This is a genomic window from Kocuria sp. UCD-OTCP (assembly GCF_000349605.1).
GTDB classification, from domain to species: Bacteria; Actinomycetota; Actinomycetes; order Actinomycetales; family Micrococcaceae; genus Kocuria; species Kocuria rosea.
Genome location: NZ_AOSQ01000013.1, coordinates 43,518 through 63,337 on the forward strand (window position 1 = coordinate 43,518; position 19,820 = coordinate 63,337).

Genomic DNA, 19,820 nt, shown 5'->3' on the forward strand with positions numbered 1-19,820 from the left:
TGCCCCGGCCCACAGCCCACCACGGTGCCGGCCCGGCCCACAGCGCCCTACGGTGCTGACACTGGTCAGCGTGTCAGCGGCGCCGGTTGCGCCGAGAACTGGTGCCGTTGAGGTGCCCCACGAAGGGCCGCATGAGGTACTTGCCGAGCACCACCCCGGAGGCCAGGGCCACGATGGAGGCCATCGCGTTGACGAGACCCACGATCCCGGGGCCGTAGGTGTCCGTCTCCACGGTGATGGTGTACATGCCGCGGAAGATGGACAGCCCGGGCAGCAGGAAGGTCATCGCGGGGATCGCCAGGACCAGCTGGGGAATCCGGTGCCGGGCCGCGAGCACGGTCGCCACGCACCCGCTGGTGATCGCCGCGAGCGCCGTGTCCAGGCGGGAGCCCAGGCCGGCGGCCATGCCGGTGTGGTAGACCACGAGACCGCCGAGGGCGGCGGCCACGGTCGAGAGCACGTGACGGGGCTTGGCCTGCATCGTGACCGCGATGAGCCCGGTGGCGATCAGCATGAACACGGAGTTGGTCAGCGGGCCCACCGGGTCGAAGGCGCTCTGCGAGACGTCGACCCGGGGCATGCCGGCGTAGCCGGCCACGGAGATGCCGCCGGCGATGCCGGCCACGATGCCGAGGAACGCCATGGACGTGGAGAGCAGCCGCCCGGCCGCCGTGACGGGGAACCCGTTGATCGCGTCCTGCATGGTGGAGACCATGCGGGTGGTGGGCAGGAGCAGGATGATCCCGCCCGCGATGACCCGTGCCGGGGACAGGTCGACACCGGCCCAGGACATCAGCAGGGCCATCGTGGTGAGGATCCCCGACTGGGCGGCCATGGTGAAGAACTCGGGGATCCGCCAGACGCCCAGCCGGTGCGCCACGACCTGGTTGACGACCGAGGACAGACCGGCCACGAGCGCACCCAGCACTCCCCCGCCGATGCCGACGGTGATGGTCATCGCCGCGGCGGCCGTGGCGGCCCGCACCATCCACCGCGGATAGGGCTTGGGCTTGGCGTTGATCGCCTCCAGTCGCCGCTCCGCCTCCCCGCGGGGCATCTCACCGCCCGTGATGTCCGCGACCAGCTGGTGCGTCTCGGCCAGCCCCGCGTAGTTGTCCGTCCAGGAGCGCACGACCCGCATGACCGTGTGGCTGTTGGTGTCCGGGTCGTTGAAGACGTCCTCGCGGGTCCGGGTGTCCCCGCCGTCCGGCTGGTCGTCGGCGATGTAGTTGATCGTCACGGCCTGGTTGGTGATGTCCACCTCGACGTTCTCGACCCCGTAGGTGGCGCACACGGCGATGATGGCGTTCTCGACGTCGAGGGCGTCCGCGCCGTAGTGGAACATGGTCTCCGCGAGCCGCAGCGCAAAGTTGAGGGTGCGCCGAGCCTGCCGGCTGGTGGACTCCCCGAACCGGCGCAGATTGGCGAAGGGCGAGGCGTTGAGCCGTTCCACCACGCGCATGGGAGCGGTCGGGGCGGCCTCCCCCTGCAGGATGGAGCGCAGCCGGGCGCGCCCGCCCGGCCGGGCCCCCTGCGCCCGGGTGGACGGGTAGGCGCCCCGCTGCATCCGGTCGGAGCTCTTGCCGGGAGCCGGGAGCGGCCCGATCGTCGTCGTCTCCGGGCGGGAGACGGGGACCGTGTCGGTGCCGGTGCGGCGCCGCCGGCGCGCCGACGCCGGCAGGGGCACGGTCTCGGCGGCGGAGAGCAGCTCGCGGCGCTTCTCCGGCTCGGGGGTGTCCCCGTGCCGGCGGATCAGGCTCGTGCTGAGCACGGGCAGCGCCTGCGGGGCGTCGGGCACGATGTCGAGCACGGTGGTCCCGGCGCGGCGCCGGGCGTGCTGGGCCTGGTCCTCGGTGGGGCGCACCGCGGGCAGGCCCGCGCCGTGCCGGGCGACCGGGCGGGCGGCGCCCGTGAGCGTCGTGTCCCCGCCCGGACCGAAGGGCTCGACGACGTGGAGGTCGGGCTCCTCGGCACCGTCCGACGAGGGGTAGGCGGCGAACGGGCGCAGGGGGGCGCGCTGGTCGGTCACCACGCGGCGTTCCTCCTTCCGGGGCGCGAGGGCGGGGGCCCGGCGGGCGGTCGGGGTCGGGGTCGGATCAGTAGAAGGGCTGGCCCGTGCGGCGGACCCACAGCTGGCGCTGGACCTTCTCGGCCACGTTGGTCCACACCGCGTACTTGGCGGGGCTCAGGACCTGGTCGTGGACGCCCACGAAGTCGACCACGGTCTTGGTGAAGCTCGTCTTGAACAGCCCCAGACCGTAGTAGGGGTGCTCCTTGTTCTTGAGCTGGTCGCTCGGCGGGGTGCCGCAGAAGTCGTACTCGACGATCCCGTGCTCCCGCATGAGGTCCGTGATCGCGGTCCACTGCAGCAGGTGGGAGTCACCGTACTGGCGGCGCCGGGGCTTCGAGCCGCCGTCCTTGTAGGTGCCCTTGGTGCCGTAGGCGATGACGTAGGCGCCCACCGAGGGCTCGCCGTCCTCGTAGGTGAAGTACAGCCGCCCCTGGCCGGCCTGCTCGAACGCCGTCCAGAACTTCGCGTAGTACTCGTAGGAGCGCAGGTTCACGTTCGCGTCCCCCTGCCCCACGGTGTCCATGAGCGCGTACATCCGGCGCATGTTCTGCTCGGTCAGCTCGACCCGTTCGACGGTGCAGCCCTCGCGCAGGGCTCGCCGGACGGCGTTGCGCCCGCGGGAGTGCAGCGACTTCAGCACGGCCTCCTCGTCCCGGTCGGTGTCGAGGACCGCCGTGGAGTCGTTGGGCTGGATGTTGAAGGACTTCTTCAGCCCGGCCCGCGCGAGCACGCCGCGGGCGTAGTCGGAGTCCAGGACGTCCGGCTCGATCTTGATCGCGAAGACGTTCAGCCGCTGCTCGGCCACGAGCCGGGCACTGGCCGCGGCGATCCCGGGGATGTCGTCGACGGAGGCGACGTCCGGGCCCTTGATCATGTACCAGAGCTTGCCGAGGGCGGGCACCGCCTTCTCGAGGACGAGGTTGTAGGACGCCTGTCCGCCGTCGGCGGGCTCGTGCACGAGGTGCAGGGGCCGCCAGCCGTGGTCCGCCTTGACGTCCGCGAAGGACGCCGACTGCAGCAGGTTGCCGCCGTGCGGGTTCGCCGTGACCTGGGTGTCCCAGGCCTCGATCTCCTGGGCGGTGGCGAAGCGTGCGGTGAACTCTCGCAAGGCTCTCTCAATCGTCGGGGTCGTCGGGGCCGGCCGGCCGGGGGCGGCCGGCGGGCCGGTGCGCCGGCGGGGGCCGGCCCCGGTCAGTCTAACCGCGCGGGCCTGAGGGGCCTCTGAGCCGTGCCGCTCGGGCGCCGCGCCCCCGTTCCCGTCCCCGCGGCGGGCCCGGGACGGGACCGGGGCGGCACCGGGTGCCGCGCTGTGTATCCTGTTCAGGCGGTTCGCACCGGCAGGTCCGCGGCGCGCACCGGCAGGTCCGCTCCGATCCCCGGCGCGGTCCGGACCAGGGAGGTGGCGGGAGCCGTGGGTGGACCGGGCGGGCGCTGGAGCATCGCCCGCGCCGCGGTCCTCGTGACCGGACTGACCGCCGTCTCCACCGTGCTGGGCTTCGCCCGGGACGTCGTCGTCGGCGCCGTCTTCGGCGCGGGCGCCGAGCTCGACGCGTGGCTGGTGGCCCAGGGCGTGCTGAACGTCGTCCTCGGCCTGATCGCCTGGGCGATGGCGCGCTCCGTGACCCCCGTGACCTCGCGGGAGGCCGCCCGGGAGCGCGCCGACGGCACGGGGTGCCGCGGCCACCGCGGCTTCGAGGTCTCCCTCACCGTCACCGTGGTCGTCCTCGGCCTGGCCGCCGTGGTGACGGGGCTGCTCGCGGAACCGGTGACGGCCCTGCTCGCCCCCGGGTTCGACGACGCCCAGACCGCCACGGCCGCCTCGCTCACCCGGATCGTCCTCGTCGCGACGGTGCTCGTGGCCGGCACGGACCTGCTGGCCTCGCTCGTCCAGGCCCACGGCCGCTTCGCGTGGTCCTCCCTGCAGGGCGTCCCGTTCAACCTCGTCATGATCGCCGCGGCAGGTCTGTTCGGGCCCCGGTACGGCGTCTCGGCGCTCGCCGTGGGCTACGTGGTGGGCTCGGCGGCGCGGCTGCTGATGCAGGTGCCCCCCGTGCGGGCGCTCGGCTCCCGGCTCCGGCCCCGGTGGGACCTGCGGGACCCGGGCTTCCGGGAGATCGCCCGGCTCGTGCCGCCCATGCTGGTGGGCAACGCCGTGGTCAACATCAACACCCTCGTCGACCGGGCGGTGGGCTCCACCCTCGAGGACGGCACGATCACGGCGCTGACCTACGGCTGGCGCCTGGTCGACCTGCCGGAGACCCTCGTCATCGCGGCCCTGCTCGTCCCCCTGTACCCGGCCCTGGGCGCCTCCGCGGACGACCGGCCCGAGCTGCGCCGGCTCGTCGACCGCGGGCTGTCCGTGGTCGTCACCGTGCTCGCCCCGGTGTGCGCGGTGTTCGTGGTCGCGGCCGGACCCCTCGTCGCCACGGCCTTCGGGCACGGCGCGTTCGACGACGGGGACGTCGCGGCAACGGCCACCGCGGTCGCCTGGTACGCGCCGGCGCTGCTCGCGCTCGGCTTCCGCCAGGTCGTGGTCCGCGCGTCCTACGCCATCGGCGACTCCCGCGGGCCCGTGGTCGTGGCGGTGCTGGCGATGGTCGTCAACGTGGTCGGCGACGTCCTGCTGGCCCCGGTGCTGGGCCTCGCCGGCATCGCCGCGGCCACGACCGCGTCCCTGGTCGTGGCGGCGCTGCTCAACGCGTGGCTGCTGCACCGGCGGCACGCCGGGCTGGACGCCAGGGCGACGACGGCACTGGTGGCGCGGGCGCTCGTGCTGGCGGCCGTCGCCGGCGCCGCAGGGCTGGGTGCGCGGGAGGCGCTGGCGGAGCTGCCCTCGTTCGTGCTCGCGGCGCTCTGCGCCGCCGTGGTGGGCGGGACGTACCTGCTCGGGCTCGTCGTGCTGCGGGCTCCCGAGCGCCTGCTCGTGGGCGAGACGCTGCGGACGCTGCGCCGGAGGCGCTGACGCGGCGCCGCCCTACCCGGAGCGGGCGCCGTTCCTGAGCCGCCAGGTGGCCAGGTGCCACGTGGGTCCGGGATCGCGCAGGTCCCACACGCTGTGCTGGGCGCCGCGGCCCCAGCGGAGGGTGTCGGCGACGTCCGCGGCCAGACCGCCGCGGCGCTCCACGGAGGCCCGCCGCAGGTCCCCGGCGAGCCAGGCGTAGCGGACCCCGGGGCGGGCGTCCGGCAGCTCCGGCACGGGCGCGCCGAGCACCAGCCGGCCCCACGCGTCGGCCAGCCCGGGGCGGGCGGCCTCGGCCAGGGCCATCGAGCCGAAGAAGCGGCCGTTGAGGTCGATGAGCTGCGGGACGCCGTCGTCCCCGGTGAGGAACTGCAGCTCCACGAGGCCCCACCAGCCCAGGTCGCGCAGCAGCACCTCGGCGCGCGCCGCGAGCTCCTCGTCGACGGGCACCGTCTGCGCACGGGTCGAGACGCCGTTGGGCGTGGGCCACAGCCGGGAGGTGGTCTGCTGCACCCGGCCGCGCAGGCGGCCGTCGTGGTGGACCCCGATGAGGGCCCCGAGGGTGCCGCGCACGGGCACCTGCAGCACCGGCTCGGCACCGGCCTCGCGGATCCGCCGCACCTGTCCGGCGGCGGCGGGGGCGTCCGGGAAGAGCTTGGCCTCGATGCGGTGGGGCCGGGTCTGCCCGGGCGCCCAGTGCGCCCGGCACTTGACGACGAGCGGGCCGTCCCAGGCGGCGAGCGCCTCGTCCGTGGCCGCCAGCGTCCGGGGGGCGGCGAGGCCCGCCCGGGCCGCCCGGTCCGCGAGCCCGACCTTGTCGAGGGCCTCCGCGACCACGTCCGGGCCCGGGTGCGCCACCGCCGCCGGGAGGTGCTGGCGGTAGGCCGAGACCGCGGCCATCCAGTCGTCGCCGGCGCCGAAGACGACGTCGTAGGACCCCTCCGCGACCGCCCGGCGGACCCCGTCGATGAAGCGGGCGCCGTCCCCGCGCGGGCGGGGCACCTCGTGGCGGGCCGCGGCCGCCCGCGTGGCGCCGAGCATGCCCGGTCCGTCCGGGGTGCCGACGCCCACGTGCCAGCCCGCCCGTTCGAGGGCGCGCGCCGCCGCGAGGGCCCCCCGGTCCCGGCCCGTGCCCACGACGAGGGCCCGCCGCGGGGCCTGCGCGGCGCGCTCCGGCTCCCGGCGGCGGTGGTCGAGCGGTGGTCGATCGGCGGTCATCGGTCCTCCATCGGAGAGTGCGGGCATCCCCTCCACGGTAGTCGGAGCACGTGAGAGGTCGGTGCGGCGGGTCGGCACGCGCGACGGCGCCCGCTCACCGTGCGGTGGGCGGGCGCCGTGGCTGGACGGTGCGGCGGGGTCCTACTCGGCGTCGTGGTCCGTCTCGAGGATCTGCACGAGCGCGTCGAGCGCGTCGTCGGCGCCCGCGCCCTCGGCGCGGAGGACGACCTTGTCCCCCTGGCCGGCGCCGAGGGACATGAGGGACAGCACGCTCGAGGCGTCCATCGCCTCGTCCTCGGGCTCGCCCTCGGCGGCGATCGTGATGTCGAGGTCGTACTCCCCGGCGGCCTCGGCGAAGATCGCGGCGGGACGGGCGTGCAGGCCGACGGACGAGGCGATGGTGGCGGTGCGTTCTGCCATGGTGGTGCTCCTTCGGGTTGCGGGGCCCTGGGTGACGGGCCCCGGTGGTTGGGGTGGTGCGGAAACGGTGCGGTCGGTGGGTCAGAGGCCGAGCTCGGCGAGCACGCTGAGCTCGGTCCGCACGGCGGCGGCGGCCTCCTCCGCGCTGGGCTGCTCGATCGCGACCTCGGCGAGGGCCTGGGCGGTGGCGAGGTCGACGCTGCGCAGCACGGCGGCGACCGCGGCCAGTCCGCGGGGGCTCATGGACAGGGTGTGCACCCCGAGGCCCACGAGCACCACGGCGAGCGCGGGGTCGGCCGCGGCCTCGCCGCAGACGCCCACGTTGCGCGGACCGGCGCCCTCGGACTCGGCCCGGCGGGCGCCCTCCACGGTGTACCGGATCATCCGCAGCACGGCGGGCTGCCACGGGTTGTTGAGCTCCGCGAGGGAGCCCATCATCCGGTCGGCGGCCATCGTGTACTGGGTCAGGTCGTTGGTGCCCAGGGACACGAACTTGACGTGGCGCAGGATCTGGTCGGCGGTGACGGCCGCGGACGGCGTCTCGACCATGACCCCGGGCACCCGCAGGCCTGCGGCGGTCGCCATCACGGCGAAGTCCCGGGCCTCGGAGGGCGTGGCGATCATCGGCGCCATGACCCACACGTCCGCGTCCGTGGCCTTCTCCGCCAGCGCGATCGCCTCGAGCTGCCGGGCGAGCACGCCCGGCACGGAGCGGTCCGTGCGGTAGCCCCGGACCCCGAGCGCGGGGTTCGGCTCGGCGGTGTCGGTGAGGAAGGGCAGCGGCTTGTCCGCTCCGGCGTCGAGCGTGCGGACCACGACCTTCTTGCCGGCGAAGGACTCGAGGATCGCGGTGTACTGCTCCACCTGCTCCTCGACCGAGGGCTCCTTGTCCCGGCCCAGGAAGCAGAACTCGGTGCGCAGCAGCCCCACGCCCTGGGCCCCGGCCGCGGCCGCCGTGCGGGCGTCCTCGGGAGTGCCCACGTTGGCCAGCAGCGGGATCTCGGTGCCGTCCGAGAGCACGCCTCGGCCGTCGAAGGCCTCGCGCGCCGCGGCGCTGCGCACCCAGGCCTCCACGAGCTCCTGCTCGTCCGCGCCGGGCTCGGTGCGGATCTCACCGGTGGCGCCGTCCACGAACACGCGGGTGCCGTCGGCGAGCGCCTCGACGCCCCGGGCCGCCACGACCGCGGGGAGCCCGAGGTTGCGGGCCAGGATGGCCGTGTGGGACTGCGGGCCGCCGCCGGAGGTGACGAGGGCCAGGACCATCTCGGGGTCCAGGGTCGCCGTGTCGGCGGGCGCGAGGTCCTCGGCGGTCAGCACGAACGGGACGTCCCGCTGCGGCACGCCCGGCATGGGCAGCCCCTGGAGCTGGGACACGAGCCGCGCCCGGACGTCCTCGATGTCCGCGGCGCGCTCGGCCATGTACCCGCCCAGGGCGCGCATCTGGTCCGCGTAGTCGCTCGCGGCCTCCCACAGGGCGCGCTCGGGGGCGAGCCCCTTGCCGTTGACGAGCTTCGCGGCGTTCTTCAGCAGTGCCTTGTCCCCCGCCATGAGCGCGGTGGACTTGAGCACGTCCGCGGCGTCCTTCTCGGTCGCCACCTCGGCGCGGCGCTTGAGCTCGGCCTTGACCGCGGCGGCGGCCGTGTGCAGCCGGGCCACCGCCGCCTCGGGCTCCTCGTCCCGCAGCATCAGCCCCGCGGCCGGCTCGGAGACCGGCTCCGGCATGCTCACGAGCTCGCCGATGACGCGGCCCGCGCACACCCCCACGCCTGTCAGTGTCTGCATCGTGTTCCTCTTCCTCGAGAAGGCTCGGATCGGTGCGCACGGGCCCCGGTCGGGGCCCGTGCGCACCGCTCAGGCGGTGGTCGGCACAGCGGCGGCATCCTCGCGCGAGCGGGTGGCGTCGGCCACCCGGCCGTGCGCACCGCCCACGTGCTTGAGGGCGACGACGATGCCTGCTGTGACCACGGTACCGACAACCACCGCGAGCAGGAACATCAGCGGGTTGCCGATCACCGGCAGGATCCACACCCCGCCGTGCGGCGCGGCGGAGGTGACGCCCGTGGCCATGCTGATCGCGCCGGTCACGGCGCCGCCGACCATGGACGCGGGGAGCACGCGCAGCGGGTCGGCCGCGGCGAACGGGATGGCGCCCTCGGAGATGAAGGAGGCCCCCAGCAGCCACGCGGCCTTGCCGTTCTCCCGCTCGGCCACCGTGAAGTAGCGCTTGGCCACCGTCGAGGCGAGGGCCATGGCCAGCGGGGGCACCATGCCGGCGGCGATGACCGCGGCCATGATCTCCTGCGGGGCGGTGTTGGCGACGGTCGCGGCCCCGAGGCCGGCGGCGGCGAACGTGTAGGCGACCTTGTTGATCGGCCCGCCCAGGTCCGAGCCCATCATCAGGCCGAGGATCGCGCCGAGCGCCAGCGCACTGGCACCGGTCATGCCGTTGAGGACCTCGGTCAGCCACGCCATGAAGGTGGCGATCGGCCCGCCCAGGACCAGCAGCAGCAGACCCGCGGCGAAGATCGTGGCGAGCAGCGGGATGATCACCACGGGCATCAGCGAGCCCAGCCAGCGGGGCAGCCGGGGCTGCGCCAGCCAGTAGGCGGCGAGACCGGCCAGCAGACCGCCGACGATGCCGCCGAGGAACCCGGCGCCCATGAAGTTCGCGACCAGGCCGGCCGCGAAGCCCGGGGCGATGCCGGGACGGTCGCTCAGGCCGTAGGCGATGTAGCCGGCCAGTGCAGGCACCAGCAGGCTCATGGCCAGGTTGCCCATCTTGAACAGGACCGCGCCGATGTACTGGGCGAGGGTGAACTCGCCGAGGTTCCAGATGGTGGAGCCGGTCAGCACGTCGTCGGCGATGTTGGCGATGTCCGCCCCGGCCACCATGAAGCCGAAGGCCATGAGCAGCCCGCCCGCGGCCACGAACGGGATCATGTAGCTGACACCGGTCATCACGGCCTTGCGGATGCGGGTCCCCCAGCCCTCGTTCGCGCCGCCGGTGGCGCCCTGGTCGGCGTCCCCGCCGGCCCCGCCCTGCACGCGCGGGGCGTTCGGGTTCCCGGCGTTGGCGAGGGCCTCCTCGATCATGACCTTCGGCTCGTCGATGCCGCGCTTGACCGGCGAGGCGACGAAGGGCTTGCCGGCGAACCGGGCGCGGTCCCGGACGTCGACGTCGGTCGCGAAGATCACCGCGTCCGCCGCGGCGATCGTGGCGGGGTCCAGCTTGGTGAAGCCGGCGGAGCCCTGGGTCTCGACCTGGAGGTCGACCCCCATGTCCTCGGCGGCGTAGGTCAGCCCGTCCGCCGCCATGTAGGTGTGGGCGATGCCGGTGGGGCAGGCCGTGACGGCCACGATCTTCTTGCCGGCGTGCGGGCCGGCGTCGCCCGCGGCCGGGGCGGCGGACGCCGGCGCGGCGCCCCCGTCCGCGGCCCGGGCGTCGACCGAGGCGGGCACCGCGGCGGCGGACGTGGCGCCGGCGGTCGCCGGGCCGGTCGGGGAGGCGCCCTCGGCGGTCCCGCCGAGCCCCAGCGCGTCGTCGACGATCCGGACGACCTCCTGCTCGGACCGCGCGGCGCGCAGGGCGGCCACGAAGTCCTTCTTCATCAGCGAGCGGGCGAGCTTGGCCAGCAGCTTCAGGTGCGTCTGGTCGGCGCCCTCGGGCGCCGCGATGAAGAAGACGAGGTCGGCGGGGCCGTCCTTGGCGCCCCAGGGGACGCCCTGCGCGAGCCGGGCCATGACCAGGGTCGGCTCGGTCACGGCGGCGGAGCGGCAGTGCGGGATCGCGATGCCGCCGGGGATGCCGGTGGCGGTCTTGTTCTCGCGGGCGATGGCGTCCGCCAGCAGCCCGTCGAGCTGCTCGGCGCGGCCGGTGCGCTGCACCAGGGCGGCGAGCCGGCCGATGACGGATTCCTTGTCTGCTCCCAGGTCCTGGTCGAGCGAGACCAGGTCGGGAGTGATGAGCTCGGACACGATGTCCTCCTTGAGCGGCCGGGCCGGTGGCCCGGGTGGTTCGGATGAGGTGGGGTGGAGTGGTTCGGTTCAGCCGGAGACGGCGCGCGCGGGGAGCTCCCGCACGGTGACCGCCTCGGGGGTGGTCTCGGAGAGGGTGGGGACCCGGGTGCCCGGCAGCGCGGCCGCCGCGGACCCGGAGGCCACGGCCTGCCGCAGGCACTCCGGCGCCGCGTCCCCGCGCTCCTGGGCGATGAGGTAGCCCGAGAGCGAGCTGTCGCCGGCGCCCACGGTGGAGCGCACGGCCACGGGGGCGTGGACGGCGTGCCAGGAGCCCTCCGGGACGGTGAGCACGGCCCCGCCGGCCCCGAGGGTCGTGAGGACCGCGCCCAGGCCGCGGTCCACGAGCGCGGCGGCGGTGGCGGCCGCGAGGTCGGGGTCCGCCTCGAGCCGTTCGCCGTCGACCGTCCCGACGAGCTCGGCGAGCTCCTCGCCGTTGGGCTTGATGAGGTCGGGCAGGGCGTCGTCGCCGGACACGGCGCCCTGCAGCGCCGCCCCGGAGGTGTCCACGGCGAACAGGGGCGAGCGCTCCCCCAGGGCCGTGCGGACCCGGCGGACGATCCGGGCGTAGACGTCCTCCGGGGCGCCGGGCGGCAGCGAGCCGGCCAGGACCACCCAGGAGGCGTCCGCGCCGCGGTCCACCAGGAGCTCGACGACGGCGTCGACGTGCTCGGTGCCCAGCGGCGCACCCGGGGCGTTGATCTTGGTGGTGGTGCCGTCCGGCTCGGTGATCGTGATGTTCGAGCGGATCGGGGCGCCCACGGGGACCGCCTCGTAGGGGACCTCGGCCGCGGTGAGCTCCGCCAGCAGCGGATCGCCGGGGTCGCCCGGCAGCACGGCCAGGGTCGGGACGCCGCTTGCGCGCAGCGCCCGGGAGATGTTCACGCCCTTGCCGCCGGCGTCCTGCCGGGCGCCGTCGGCGCGCTGGACGGCGCCGCGGCGCAGCGGCGCCGGGAGCTCGACCGTGCGGTCGAGGGACGGGTTGAGGGTGACGGTGAGGATCACGCGATCACCACCTCGACGTCGGCCTCCTCGAGGGCGGCGGCCAGCTCGGGGCCGGGGGCCCGGTCGGTGATGAGGGTGTCGATCTCGTCGAGCGACGCGAAGCGCATGAGGGTCTCCTGATCGTGCTTGGCCGAGTCGCAGAGGACCACGACCCGGCGGGAGGTCTGGATGATGGCGGTCTTGACGACCGCCTCGATGGGGTCCGGGGTGCTCAGCCCGAACGCGGCGTGGATCCCGTTGCAGCCCACGAACGCGAGGTCCGGGCGCAGGCGGGTGTAGTGCTCCGCGGCCCGTCCGCCGGCGGCGGCCCAGGTGAGCTTGCGGACGCGCCCGCCGACGAGCTCGAGCCCGATGCCCGAGGCGTCGGCGAGCTTGGCGGCGATGTGCAGGGCGTGGGTGATGATGAGCTGCTCCTGCCCGTCCGGCAGGGTGGAGTCGGTGCGGACGATGAGGTCGGCCAGGGCCTCGACGGTGCTGCCGGCGTCGAGCACGACGGCCCCGGCCCCGCTGGTGCGCAGGAGGTCGAACGCCGCCTGCGCGATCCGCCGCTTCTCCGGGGTGTTCAGGTGCTTGCGGGAGGAGATGGCCTTCTCGTCGGACGTCGACTGGTCCGCGGAGACGGCGCCCCCGTGCACCCTGCGGAGCCTGCCCGCGGCCTCGAGGGCCGCGAGGTCGCGCCGGACCGTCTCCATGGTGACGTCGAAGCGGCGTGCCAGGTCCGCGCCGTTGACCCGGCGAGTCGTGAGCACCAGCTCGGCGATCTCGGCCTGGCGTTCTTCTGCGAACATGGCGTGCACCTCACGGACGGGAACGATGGACTGTCTTTGCGTTCCCTTGAGTTTATGTGAGTTCGTGTGGTTTTACCAGGGGTTGTAGTGATCCACTTCACGAAAGGCCACAATCGGCGGCGAGGCCCCGGCGGACCGGGCGGGGCACGGTGTCCGCGCCCCGGCGTAGCCTGGATCACGGACCGCCCGGTCCGCCCCGCCCGTCCCGCCACCAGGAGCGGACGCCCATGCTTCTCCGTCTCGTCCGGCAGCACACCGGCCGCTACCTGCCGTGGGTCCTGGCCGTCGTCGCGCTCCAGCTGGTCGCCACGATCGCCGCGCTGCTGCTGCCGAGCCTCAACGCCCGGATCATCGACGAGGGCGTCGTCCGGGGCGACACCGGCCTGATCCTGCGCGTCGGGGAGGTGATGCTCGGCGTCGCGCTCCTGCAGGTGGCGGCCGCCGTCGCCGCGGTGTACTGCGCGGCCCGGGCGGCGATGGGCACCGGCCGCGATCTCCGCCGCGCCGTGCACCGGCAGGTCGGCTCCTTCGGCTCCCGGGAGGTCAACGGCTTCGGGGCCCCCACCCTCATCACGCGGGGCACCAACGACGTCCAGCAGATCCAGATGCTCGTGCTCATGGGGCTCAACTTCATGGTGGCGGCGCCCATCATGTGCGCCGGCGGGATCGTGATGGCCCTCCGGGAGGACGCCGGGCTCTCCTGGCTCGTGTGGGTGTCGGTGCCCGTGCTCGGGATCGCGGTGGGCGTGCTGGTGGGCCTGCTCATGCCCCTCTTCCGGCTCATGCAGGGGCGGATCGACCGGATCAACGCGGTGCTGCGCGAGCAGATCGTCGGCATCCGGGTGGTGCGGGCCTTCGTGCGGGAGGACCACGAGCGCCGCCGCTTCGCGGCCGCCAACCGGGAGCTTACCGACGTGTCGGTGCGCATCGGCTCCCTGTTCGTGCTGATGTTCCCGGTCATCACCATGATCCTGCACCTGGCCTCCGCCGCCGTGCTGTGGTTCGGCGGCCAGCGGGTGGGGGCCGGGCAGATCCAGGTCGGCTCGCTCACCGCGTTCCTGCAGTACCTCCTGCAGATCCTGACGGCCGTGATGATGGGGACCTTCATGGTGATGATGGTCCCGCGCGCCATGGTGTGCGCCGAGCGCATCACCGAGGTCCTGCGCACCGAGCCCTCCCTGCGGGAGCCCGCCGCGCCCGTGGTCCCCGCCTCCCGGACCGGCGTGGTGGAGCTGCGCGACGTGACGTTCCGGTACCCCGGGGCGGAGCTGCCCGTGCTGGAGGGCGTGGGCTTCCGGGCCGGACCGGGCCGGACGACCGCCGTCGTCGGCGCCACCGGGTCGGGCAAGTCCACCCTCCTGCACCTCGTCCCCCGGCTGCTGGACCCCACCGGGGGCACGGTGGAGCTCGACGGCGTCCCGCTGCCCCGGCTGTCCCACGAGCAGATCGCCGCCCGGGTGGCCCTCGTGCCGCAGCGGCCGTACCTGTTCTCCGGCACCGTGGCCTCCAACCTCCGGCTCGGGGACGCCGGGGCGACGGACGAGGAGCTCTGGACCGCGCTGCGCACCGCGCAGGCGGAGGACTTCGTCCGCCGGATGCCCGGGGGGCTCGAGGCTCCGATCGCCCAGGGCGGCGTCAACGTCTCCGGCGGGCAGCGGCAGCGGCTGTGCATCGCACGGGCGCTGGTGGCCCGCCCGGTGGTGTACCTCTTCGACGACTCGTTCTCCGCCCTGGACGTGGCCACCGACGCCCGGCTGCGCGCCGCCCTCGTGCCGGCCACCCGGGACGCGACCGTCCTGGTCGTGGCCCAGCGCGTGTCCACCGTCCGGGACGCGGACCAGATCCTCGTCCTGGACGCCGGGCGGATCACGGCGCGCGGGACCCACGACGAGCTGCTGGCCTCCTCCGGCACCTACCGGGAGATCGTCGAGTCGCAGACCCGCGCGGAGGAGGTGGCCTGATGGCCGCGCCCGCCCCGCCGCGCAGGCCCCAGCACTTCTGGTCCTCCGCCGGACGGCTGCTGGGCCTGCTCGCCCCGCAGCGGCGGGCGCTGGCGCTCGTCCTCCTGGCCGGGACCGTGTCCGTGGCGCTCAACGTCTGGGCCCCGCTCGTCCTGGGCCGGGCGATGGACGTGATCTTCACGGGGGTGCTCGGCCGGGACATGCCCGCGGGCGCGACACGGGAGGAGGTGGCCCAGGACCTGCGGGACCGGGGCGAGCAGAACCTCGCGGACCTGGTCTCCGCCGCGGACGTCGTCCCCGGGGCGGGCATCGACTTCTCCGCGCTCGCCCGGCTGATCGCGGCGGTGCTGGTCATGTACCTGGTGGCCTCGCTGCTGATGTGGGCGCAGGGCTGGCTGCTCAACCGCCTGGTCATGCAGGTGGTCCACGACCTGCGCAGCGCGGTCGAGGACAAGCTGAACCGGCTGCCGCTGGGGTGGTTCGACACCCGTGAGCGCGGGGACGTGCTCTCGCGGGTGACCAACGACGTCGACAACGTCCAGACGGCGCTGCAGCACTCCTTCGCCCAGCTGGTCCAGTCCCTGCTCACGGTGGTGGGCATCGTGATCATGATGTTCGTGGTGTCGTGGCAGCTGGCGCTCGTGGCCCTCGTCGCCCTCCCCCTGTCCGCGGGGGCCGCCGGGTTCATCGGGGTGCGCGCCCAGCGCCTGTTCACGGAGCAGTGGCGCGCCACCGGCGCCCTCAACGGGCACATCGAGGACTCGTTCTCCGGCCACGAGCTGATCAGGGTCTTCGGCCGCGAGCAGGAGATGGCCGAGCGCTTCGACGAGCGCAACGAGGAGCTGTACCGGGCGGCCTTCGGGGCACAGTTCGTCTCCGGCACGATCATGCCCGTCATGCAGTTCATCTCCTACCTCTCCTACGCGGGCATCGCCGTGCTCGGCGGGCTGCGCGTGGCCTCCGGGCAGCTGAGCCTCGGGGCGGCGACCGCGTTCATCCAGTACTCGCGGGAGTTCACCCAGCCCCTGTCCCAGATGGCGGGCATGGCCAACACCCTGCAGTCCGGGGTGGCCTCCGCGGAGCGCGCCTTCGAGCTGCTCGACGCCCCGGAGCAGCAGGCCGACGCTACCCGCGCCCGCCTGCCCGCACGCTCCCCCGGCCGGGTGCGCTTCGAGCACGTCTCCTTCTCCTACGTCCCGGGAACCCCGCTCCTCCAGGATCTGACCTTCGAGGCGCTCCCCGGCCGGACCGTGGCCGTCGTGGGGCCCACCGGCGCCGGCAAGACGACGCTCGTGAACCTGGTGCTGCGCTTCTACGAGCTCGACGCCGGGCGGATCACGCTGGACGGCGTGGACATCACCGACCTCTCCCGCGCCGAGCTGCGCTCCCGGGTCGGGATGGTCCTGCAGGACGCCTGGCTGTTCGGCGGGACCATCCGGGAGAACATCCGCTACGGACGGCTGGACGCCACGGACGAGGAGGTGCTCGAGGCCGCCCGGGCGACCCTCGTGGACCGCTTCGTGCGCGCGCTGCCGGAGGGCTACGACACCGTGATCGACCCGGAGGGCAGCAACGTGTCCGTGGGCGAGCGGCAGCTCATCACCATCGCCCGGGCCTTCCTGTCCGACCCCTCCCTGCTGATCCTGGACGAGGCGACGTCCTCGGTGGACACCCGCACCGAGGTGCTCGTGCAGCAGGCCATGGCCGCGCTGCGCAGCGACCGGACCTCGTTCGTCATCGCGCACCGTCTCTCCACCGTCCGCGACGCGGATATCATCCTGGTGATGGAGGACGGCCGGATCGTGGAGCGGGGCGCCCACGACGACCTGCTCGCCGCCCGGGGCGCGTACGCCGCGCTGCACGCGAGCCAGTTCGCGGCTCCGGCGGTCCCCGACGACGCCCCCACCGACCAGCAGCCCCTCGACGTGCAGGAGAGCACCACCCATGACACCCCGTGAACTCTACGGCCGCTTCGCCCTCGCGGAGGCGGTGACCTGGACGCTGCTGATCCTCGGCATGGTCCTGAAGTACACGGGGGTCTCGGAGGCCTTCGTGCCCGTCTTCGGCATGCTGCACGGGGTCGTGTTCCTGGGCTACTGCGTGGTGACCTGCTTCGTCTGGGTGGACCAGCGGTGGTCGGCGGGCTTCGGGGCCCTGGGCCTGGCCAGCGCGGTCGTCCCCTGGGCCACGATCCCCTTCGAGCGCCGCGCCGAGCGCACGGGCCGGCTCGCCGGCGGATGGCGCCTGGCCCCCGGCGGCGACCGTCCCGCCACCGTGCCGGAGCGGCTGGAGGCCTGGTCCCTCCGCAGCCCGTGGCTGGCCGTGGCGGCGGGCGCGGTCGTGGTGGCGGGCCTCACCTCGGTGCTCCTGTACCTGGGACCGCCCGTCCCCCGCGGCTGAGCCCGGCCCGGCCGCGCCGGTTCCTGGCGGGCCCGCACCCGGTATAGCGTGGACGGCAGGACGGCCCCGCCGACCGACGGCGGCGCCACGAGGAGGATCCACGTGACCAATTTCGCCAACGTCGAGCGCCGGCACCTCGCCGCGCTCCTGCGCCGACTGGGCCCCGACGCCCCGACCCTGTGCGAGGGCTGGAGGACCCGCGACCTCGCCGTGCACCTCGTCGTGCGCTCCGGGCGGCCGGACGTCCTCGCCGGCCAGGTGCTCCCGCGGGTGCCCGTGCTGGGCGAGCGCGCCCGCCGCGCCGAGCAGGCCGTCGCCGGCCAGCCCTGGGAGGAGCTCGTGCGGAAGGTGGAGCACCCGCCGCTGTACTCGCCCGCGCGGCTCGGACCGGTGGACAAGCGGATCAACACCGTGGAGTACTTCGTCCACCACGAGGACGTCCGCCGGGCCCAGCCCGACTGGCACGAGCGCCCGCTGCTGCACGACGAGGAGCAGGCCCTGTGGCGGTCCCTGAGCCTGCTGGCCAAGGTGGTGCTCAAGGACGAGGAGGACACCGTGGTGCTCATCGCCCCGTCCTACGGCGCGGTGCGCGGCGGCCGCGGCAGGACGGGGACCGTGCGCGTGCTGCGCGCCGTGCCGAGCGAGCTGGTGCTGTGGGCCCTGGGCCGCCGGGAGCAGGCCCGAGTGGAGCAGTCCGTCGAGTAGCCCGTGACCCGCACCGACGACGGAGGGGGACCGCGCGCCGCGCGGTCCCCCTCCTGACGTCCCCGGTCCGTCAGCGGAACAGGTCCGCCCGGACGCCCATGATGATCCGGTCCCCGGGGCGCGCGGTGCGCATGTACCGGGCGACCTCGTGCTCGTGCAGGGCGATGCACCCCGCCGTGGGCTTCTTGTTCGCGTGCAGGAAGATCGCGAACCCGTTGCCCTGGACGATGGACGAGTCGGGCGGGCGGTTGTAGTTGATCACCACGCCGAGCCGGTAGTCGCCGGACAGCGAGAAGTACCACATGTTCTCGTCCGGCCAGGTGTAGCCGGTGGACTCGAAGTACTTGTTGTAGAGCGTGCCCAGGCGGCCGCCCCACCGGGAGTTGGGGTTGAGCTGCCGGTAGGGCAGCGCGGTGCCCGGGTTGTAGACCCCGAAGGACTCCGTGACCGAGTACGAGCCCTGCGGGGAGAACAGGTACTGCGTGTGCCCCGAGGGCACCCCGGGCCGCTTGAACCCGCTGGCCCCCACGTAGGCGGACGTCCGCCACTCCTCGACGTAGCTTCCGCCGATCCGCACGCAGTTGACGAACGTGGCCTGCGAGCGCCCGTAGCCCTCGGCGATGGTCAGGGACACGCGCGCCGCGTTGCGGGTCGGCTGCACGGAGCGCCCCGTGTTGAGGTGGTGGCACTCGCCGCGGAACAGGTGCGTCCGGGCGCCGGTGGCGCGGCTCCAGGTGACGAGTCCCCGCTGGAACTTCTGGTGCACGGTGCCGGTGCCGACCTCGTCCGTGACGGGGTAGCCGAGCGACCCCCGCTCGCGTCCCGTGGCGATCCACCGCTGCCCGATCGCGCCCTTCGTCTTGACCGCCCGGGCCCCCGTCCCGGGGCTCCAGTAGATCGTGTGCGCCTTGGTGAAGGACTGGCGGCACCCGCCCCCGGTCAGCCCGCAGACCTCGTCGGTCGTGGGGTAGCCGTAGCTCCCGGCCTCGCGCCCGCCGAGGACCCACTTGTGGCCGATCGCGCCCCGGGTGTTGACCGTCCGCGCCCCGGTGGACGAGGTCCAGTAGATCGTCCGGTCTCCCGCGAAGGACTGGCGGCACCCGCCGGCCGCCCCGCAGACCTCGTCGGTCGTGGGGTAGCCGTAGGCCCCGGCCTCGCGCCCGCCGAGCACCCACTGGTGGCCGATCGCCCCCCGGGTGTTGACGGTCCGCGCCCCGGTGGAGGAGCTCCAGTAGATCGTGCGGGTCTTCGAGAAGGACTGCCGGCACCCGCCGCCCGTCAGGAGGCAGGACTCGTCGTCCACGGGCCAGCCCAGCACGTCCACGCCGCCCGTGGAGCTCCACCGGTGCCCGATCGCGCCCCGCAGCTGCACGAAGTGCGCGCCGTGCGCCTCGGACCAGAGGACCACGCCCCTCTGGTGCGGCCACTCCCAGCCCCCCTTCCAGGGGCGCATCTCCCCGGTCGGCTCCCCGGTCCTGGCGGACGCCCGGGCCGCGGCGGCCTCCAGGGCCTGCCGGACCTCGGCGGGCACGTCCGCGTTCTCCGCGGCGGCCGCGGCGGCGGTCTCCTGCGACTCCGGCCGCGGTGCGGCCGGCCGCTCCTCGGCGGGCTCCGCGCCCGGGGAGGGCTCCGTCGTCGGCTCGGCGCCGTCCGTCGGCTCGGCCGGGACCGCCGGTTCCGTCGGCTCCCCCGAGGCGGTGGGCGCGGCGGAGGCCCCGGGGGCCTCCTGGTCCGGGGCGACCGTGAGCACGGCCCGGGCCGCCTCGCCCCCGGCGCCCAGCACGGCGTAGGCCACCTCCACCGAGGCGGCGTCGGCGGGCCGATCCGGAGCGGGCGTCAGGGCGAGGACCGGGTGGTCCGGGATCTCCCAGCCCTCGGGCAGGGCTTCGGGCTCCGTGTCCGGGGACACCACGCGCAGGGACCCGAGATCCGTGCGCAGCTCGTCGACGAGCTCGTCCTCGGCCGCGCGGGCCGCGGGGTCCACGAGCAGGAGCCGCACCGTCGCGGGGTCCTCGAGGCCGTCGTTGGCGAGGACGTCGACGAGCGAGGTCTCCCGCTCGGGCACGGTCGACTCGTCGTCCACCGGCTCGAGCCGCACGGTCGCCGCGACGGCACCCGCCGCGGGTCCGGGGGTCGTCGTCGGACCGGCCGAGACGCCGGGGGCGGGCGCGGACGGCGCCGCGGACGCCCCCGGGGCACCGGCGAGGACGACCGCTAAGCAGGCCGCGACCGCGGCGGGGATGCGCAGAGCTGAGATCTTCATGGGGGGTCCCTTGCTG

14 protein-coding genes are annotated in these 19,820 nt (G+C 74.6%); 5 read left to right on the forward strand and 9 right to left on the reverse strand.

What is annotated here, in order from left to right:
- Positions 1 to 73: 73 nt before the first annotated feature.
- The gene (locus H488_RS24390) at positions 74 to 2,032 is read right to left on the reverse strand and encodes a threonine/serine ThrE exporter family protein (RefSeq protein ID WP_017832759.1); all 1,959 of its coding nucleotides are present in this window, start codon (positions 2,030 to 2,032) and stop codon (positions 74 to 76) included.
- A gap of 64 nt (positions 2,033 to 2,096) precedes the next feature.
- Positions 2,097 to 3,179: a lipid II:glycine glycyltransferase FemX gene (locus H488_RS24395; protein WP_017832760.1), complete on the reverse strand. Its 1,083-nt coding sequence runs from the start codon at positions 3,177 to 3,179 to the stop codon at positions 2,097 to 2,099.
- A gap of 303 nt (positions 3,180 to 3,482) precedes the next feature.
- Between H488_RS24395 and murJ the strand changes: the two genes are divergently transcribed.
- The gene (gene murJ, locus H488_RS24400; protein ID WP_017832762.1) at positions 3,483 to 5,033 is read left to right on the forward strand and encodes a murein biosynthesis integral membrane protein MurJ; all 1,551 of its coding nucleotides are present in this window, start codon (positions 3,483 to 3,485) and stop codon (positions 5,031 to 5,033) included.
- A 12-nt stretch (positions 5,034 to 5,045) separates the two neighbouring features.
- On the opposite strand, the gene H488_RS24405 is transcribed toward murJ, so the two are convergent.
- The 6 genes from H488_RS24405 to H488_RS24430 all read right to left on the reverse strand — a co-directional run bounded on the left by H488_RS24405 (position 5,046) and on the right by H488_RS24430 (position 12,475).
- Positions 5,046 to 6,248: an ATP-grasp domain-containing protein gene (locus H488_RS24405; protein ID WP_017832763.1), complete on the reverse strand. Its 1,203-nt coding sequence runs from the start codon at positions 6,246 to 6,248 to the stop codon at positions 5,046 to 5,048.
- A 141-nt stretch (positions 6,249 to 6,389) separates the two neighbouring features.
- Entirely contained in the window at positions 6,390 to 6,668 is a 279-nt protein-coding gene (locus H488_RS24410; RefSeq protein ID WP_017832764.1) for an HPr family phosphocarrier protein, read from the reverse strand.
- Positions 6,669 to 6,749: 81 nt separating this feature from the next.
- Complete coding sequence (gene ptsP, locus H488_RS24415; RefSeq protein WP_031282639.1) at positions 6,750 to 8,450, reverse strand: phosphoenolpyruvate--protein phosphotransferase; 1,701 nt, start codon at positions 8,448 to 8,450, stop codon at positions 6,750 to 6,752.
- 69 nt (positions 8,451 to 8,519) lie between these two features.
- Positions 8,520 to 10,643, reverse strand: a complete 2,124-nt coding sequence (locus H488_RS24420) for a PTS fructose transporter subunit IIABC (protein ID WP_017832766.1) — start codon at positions 10,641 to 10,643, stop codon at positions 8,520 to 8,522.
- 69 nt (positions 10,644 to 10,712) lie between these two features.
- Entirely contained in the window at positions 10,713 to 11,687 is a 975-nt protein-coding gene (locus H488_RS24425; protein ID WP_017832767.1) for a 1-phosphofructokinase family hexose kinase, read from the reverse strand.
- A complete protein-coding gene (locus H488_RS24430; RefSeq protein WP_017832768.1) occupies positions 11,684 to 12,475 on the reverse strand; it encodes a DeoR/GlpR family DNA-binding transcription regulator in 792 nt (263 codons plus the stop codon). Before H488_RS24430 ends, H488_RS24425 begins: the two co-directional genes overlap by 4 nt.
- 227 nt (positions 12,476 to 12,702) lie before the next feature.
- Between H488_RS24430 and H488_RS24435 the strand changes: the two genes are divergently transcribed.
- The 4 genes from H488_RS24435 (at position 12,703) to H488_RS24450 (ending at position 17,541) form a co-directional block, all read left to right on the forward strand.
- Complete coding sequence (locus H488_RS24435; RefSeq protein ID WP_017832769.1) at positions 12,703 to 14,436, forward strand: ABC transporter ATP-binding protein; 1,734 nt, start codon at positions 12,703 to 12,705, stop codon at positions 14,434 to 14,436.
- Positions 14,436 to 16,394: an ABC transporter ATP-binding protein gene (locus H488_RS24440; protein WP_017832770.1), complete on the forward strand. Its 1,959-nt coding sequence runs from the start codon at positions 14,436 to 14,438 to the stop codon at positions 16,392 to 16,394. Before H488_RS24435 ends, H488_RS24440 begins: the two co-directional genes overlap by 1 nt.
- Positions 16,381 to 16,836: a DUF3817 domain-containing protein gene (locus H488_RS24445; protein WP_017832771.1), complete on the forward strand. Its 456-nt coding sequence runs from the start codon at positions 16,381 to 16,383 to the stop codon at positions 16,834 to 16,836. The genes H488_RS24440 and H488_RS24445 overlap by 14 nt, the downstream gene beginning before the upstream one ends.
- A gap of 102 nt (positions 16,837 to 16,938) precedes the next feature.
- Positions 16,939 to 17,541: a TIGR03085 family metal-binding protein gene (locus tag H488_RS24450; RefSeq protein WP_017832772.1), complete on the forward strand. Its 603-nt coding sequence runs from the start codon at positions 16,939 to 16,941 to the stop codon at positions 17,539 to 17,541.
- Positions 17,542 to 17,611: 70 nt separating this feature from the next.
- Here the strand turns inward: H488_RS24450 and H488_RS36010 are convergent, their stop codons facing one another.
- Positions 17,612 to 19,804, reverse strand: a complete 2,193-nt coding sequence (locus H488_RS36010; RefSeq protein ID WP_017832773.1) for a L,D-transpeptidase family protein — start codon at positions 19,802 to 19,804, stop codon at positions 17,612 to 17,614.
- Positions 19,805 to 19,820 lie beyond the last annotated feature (16 nt).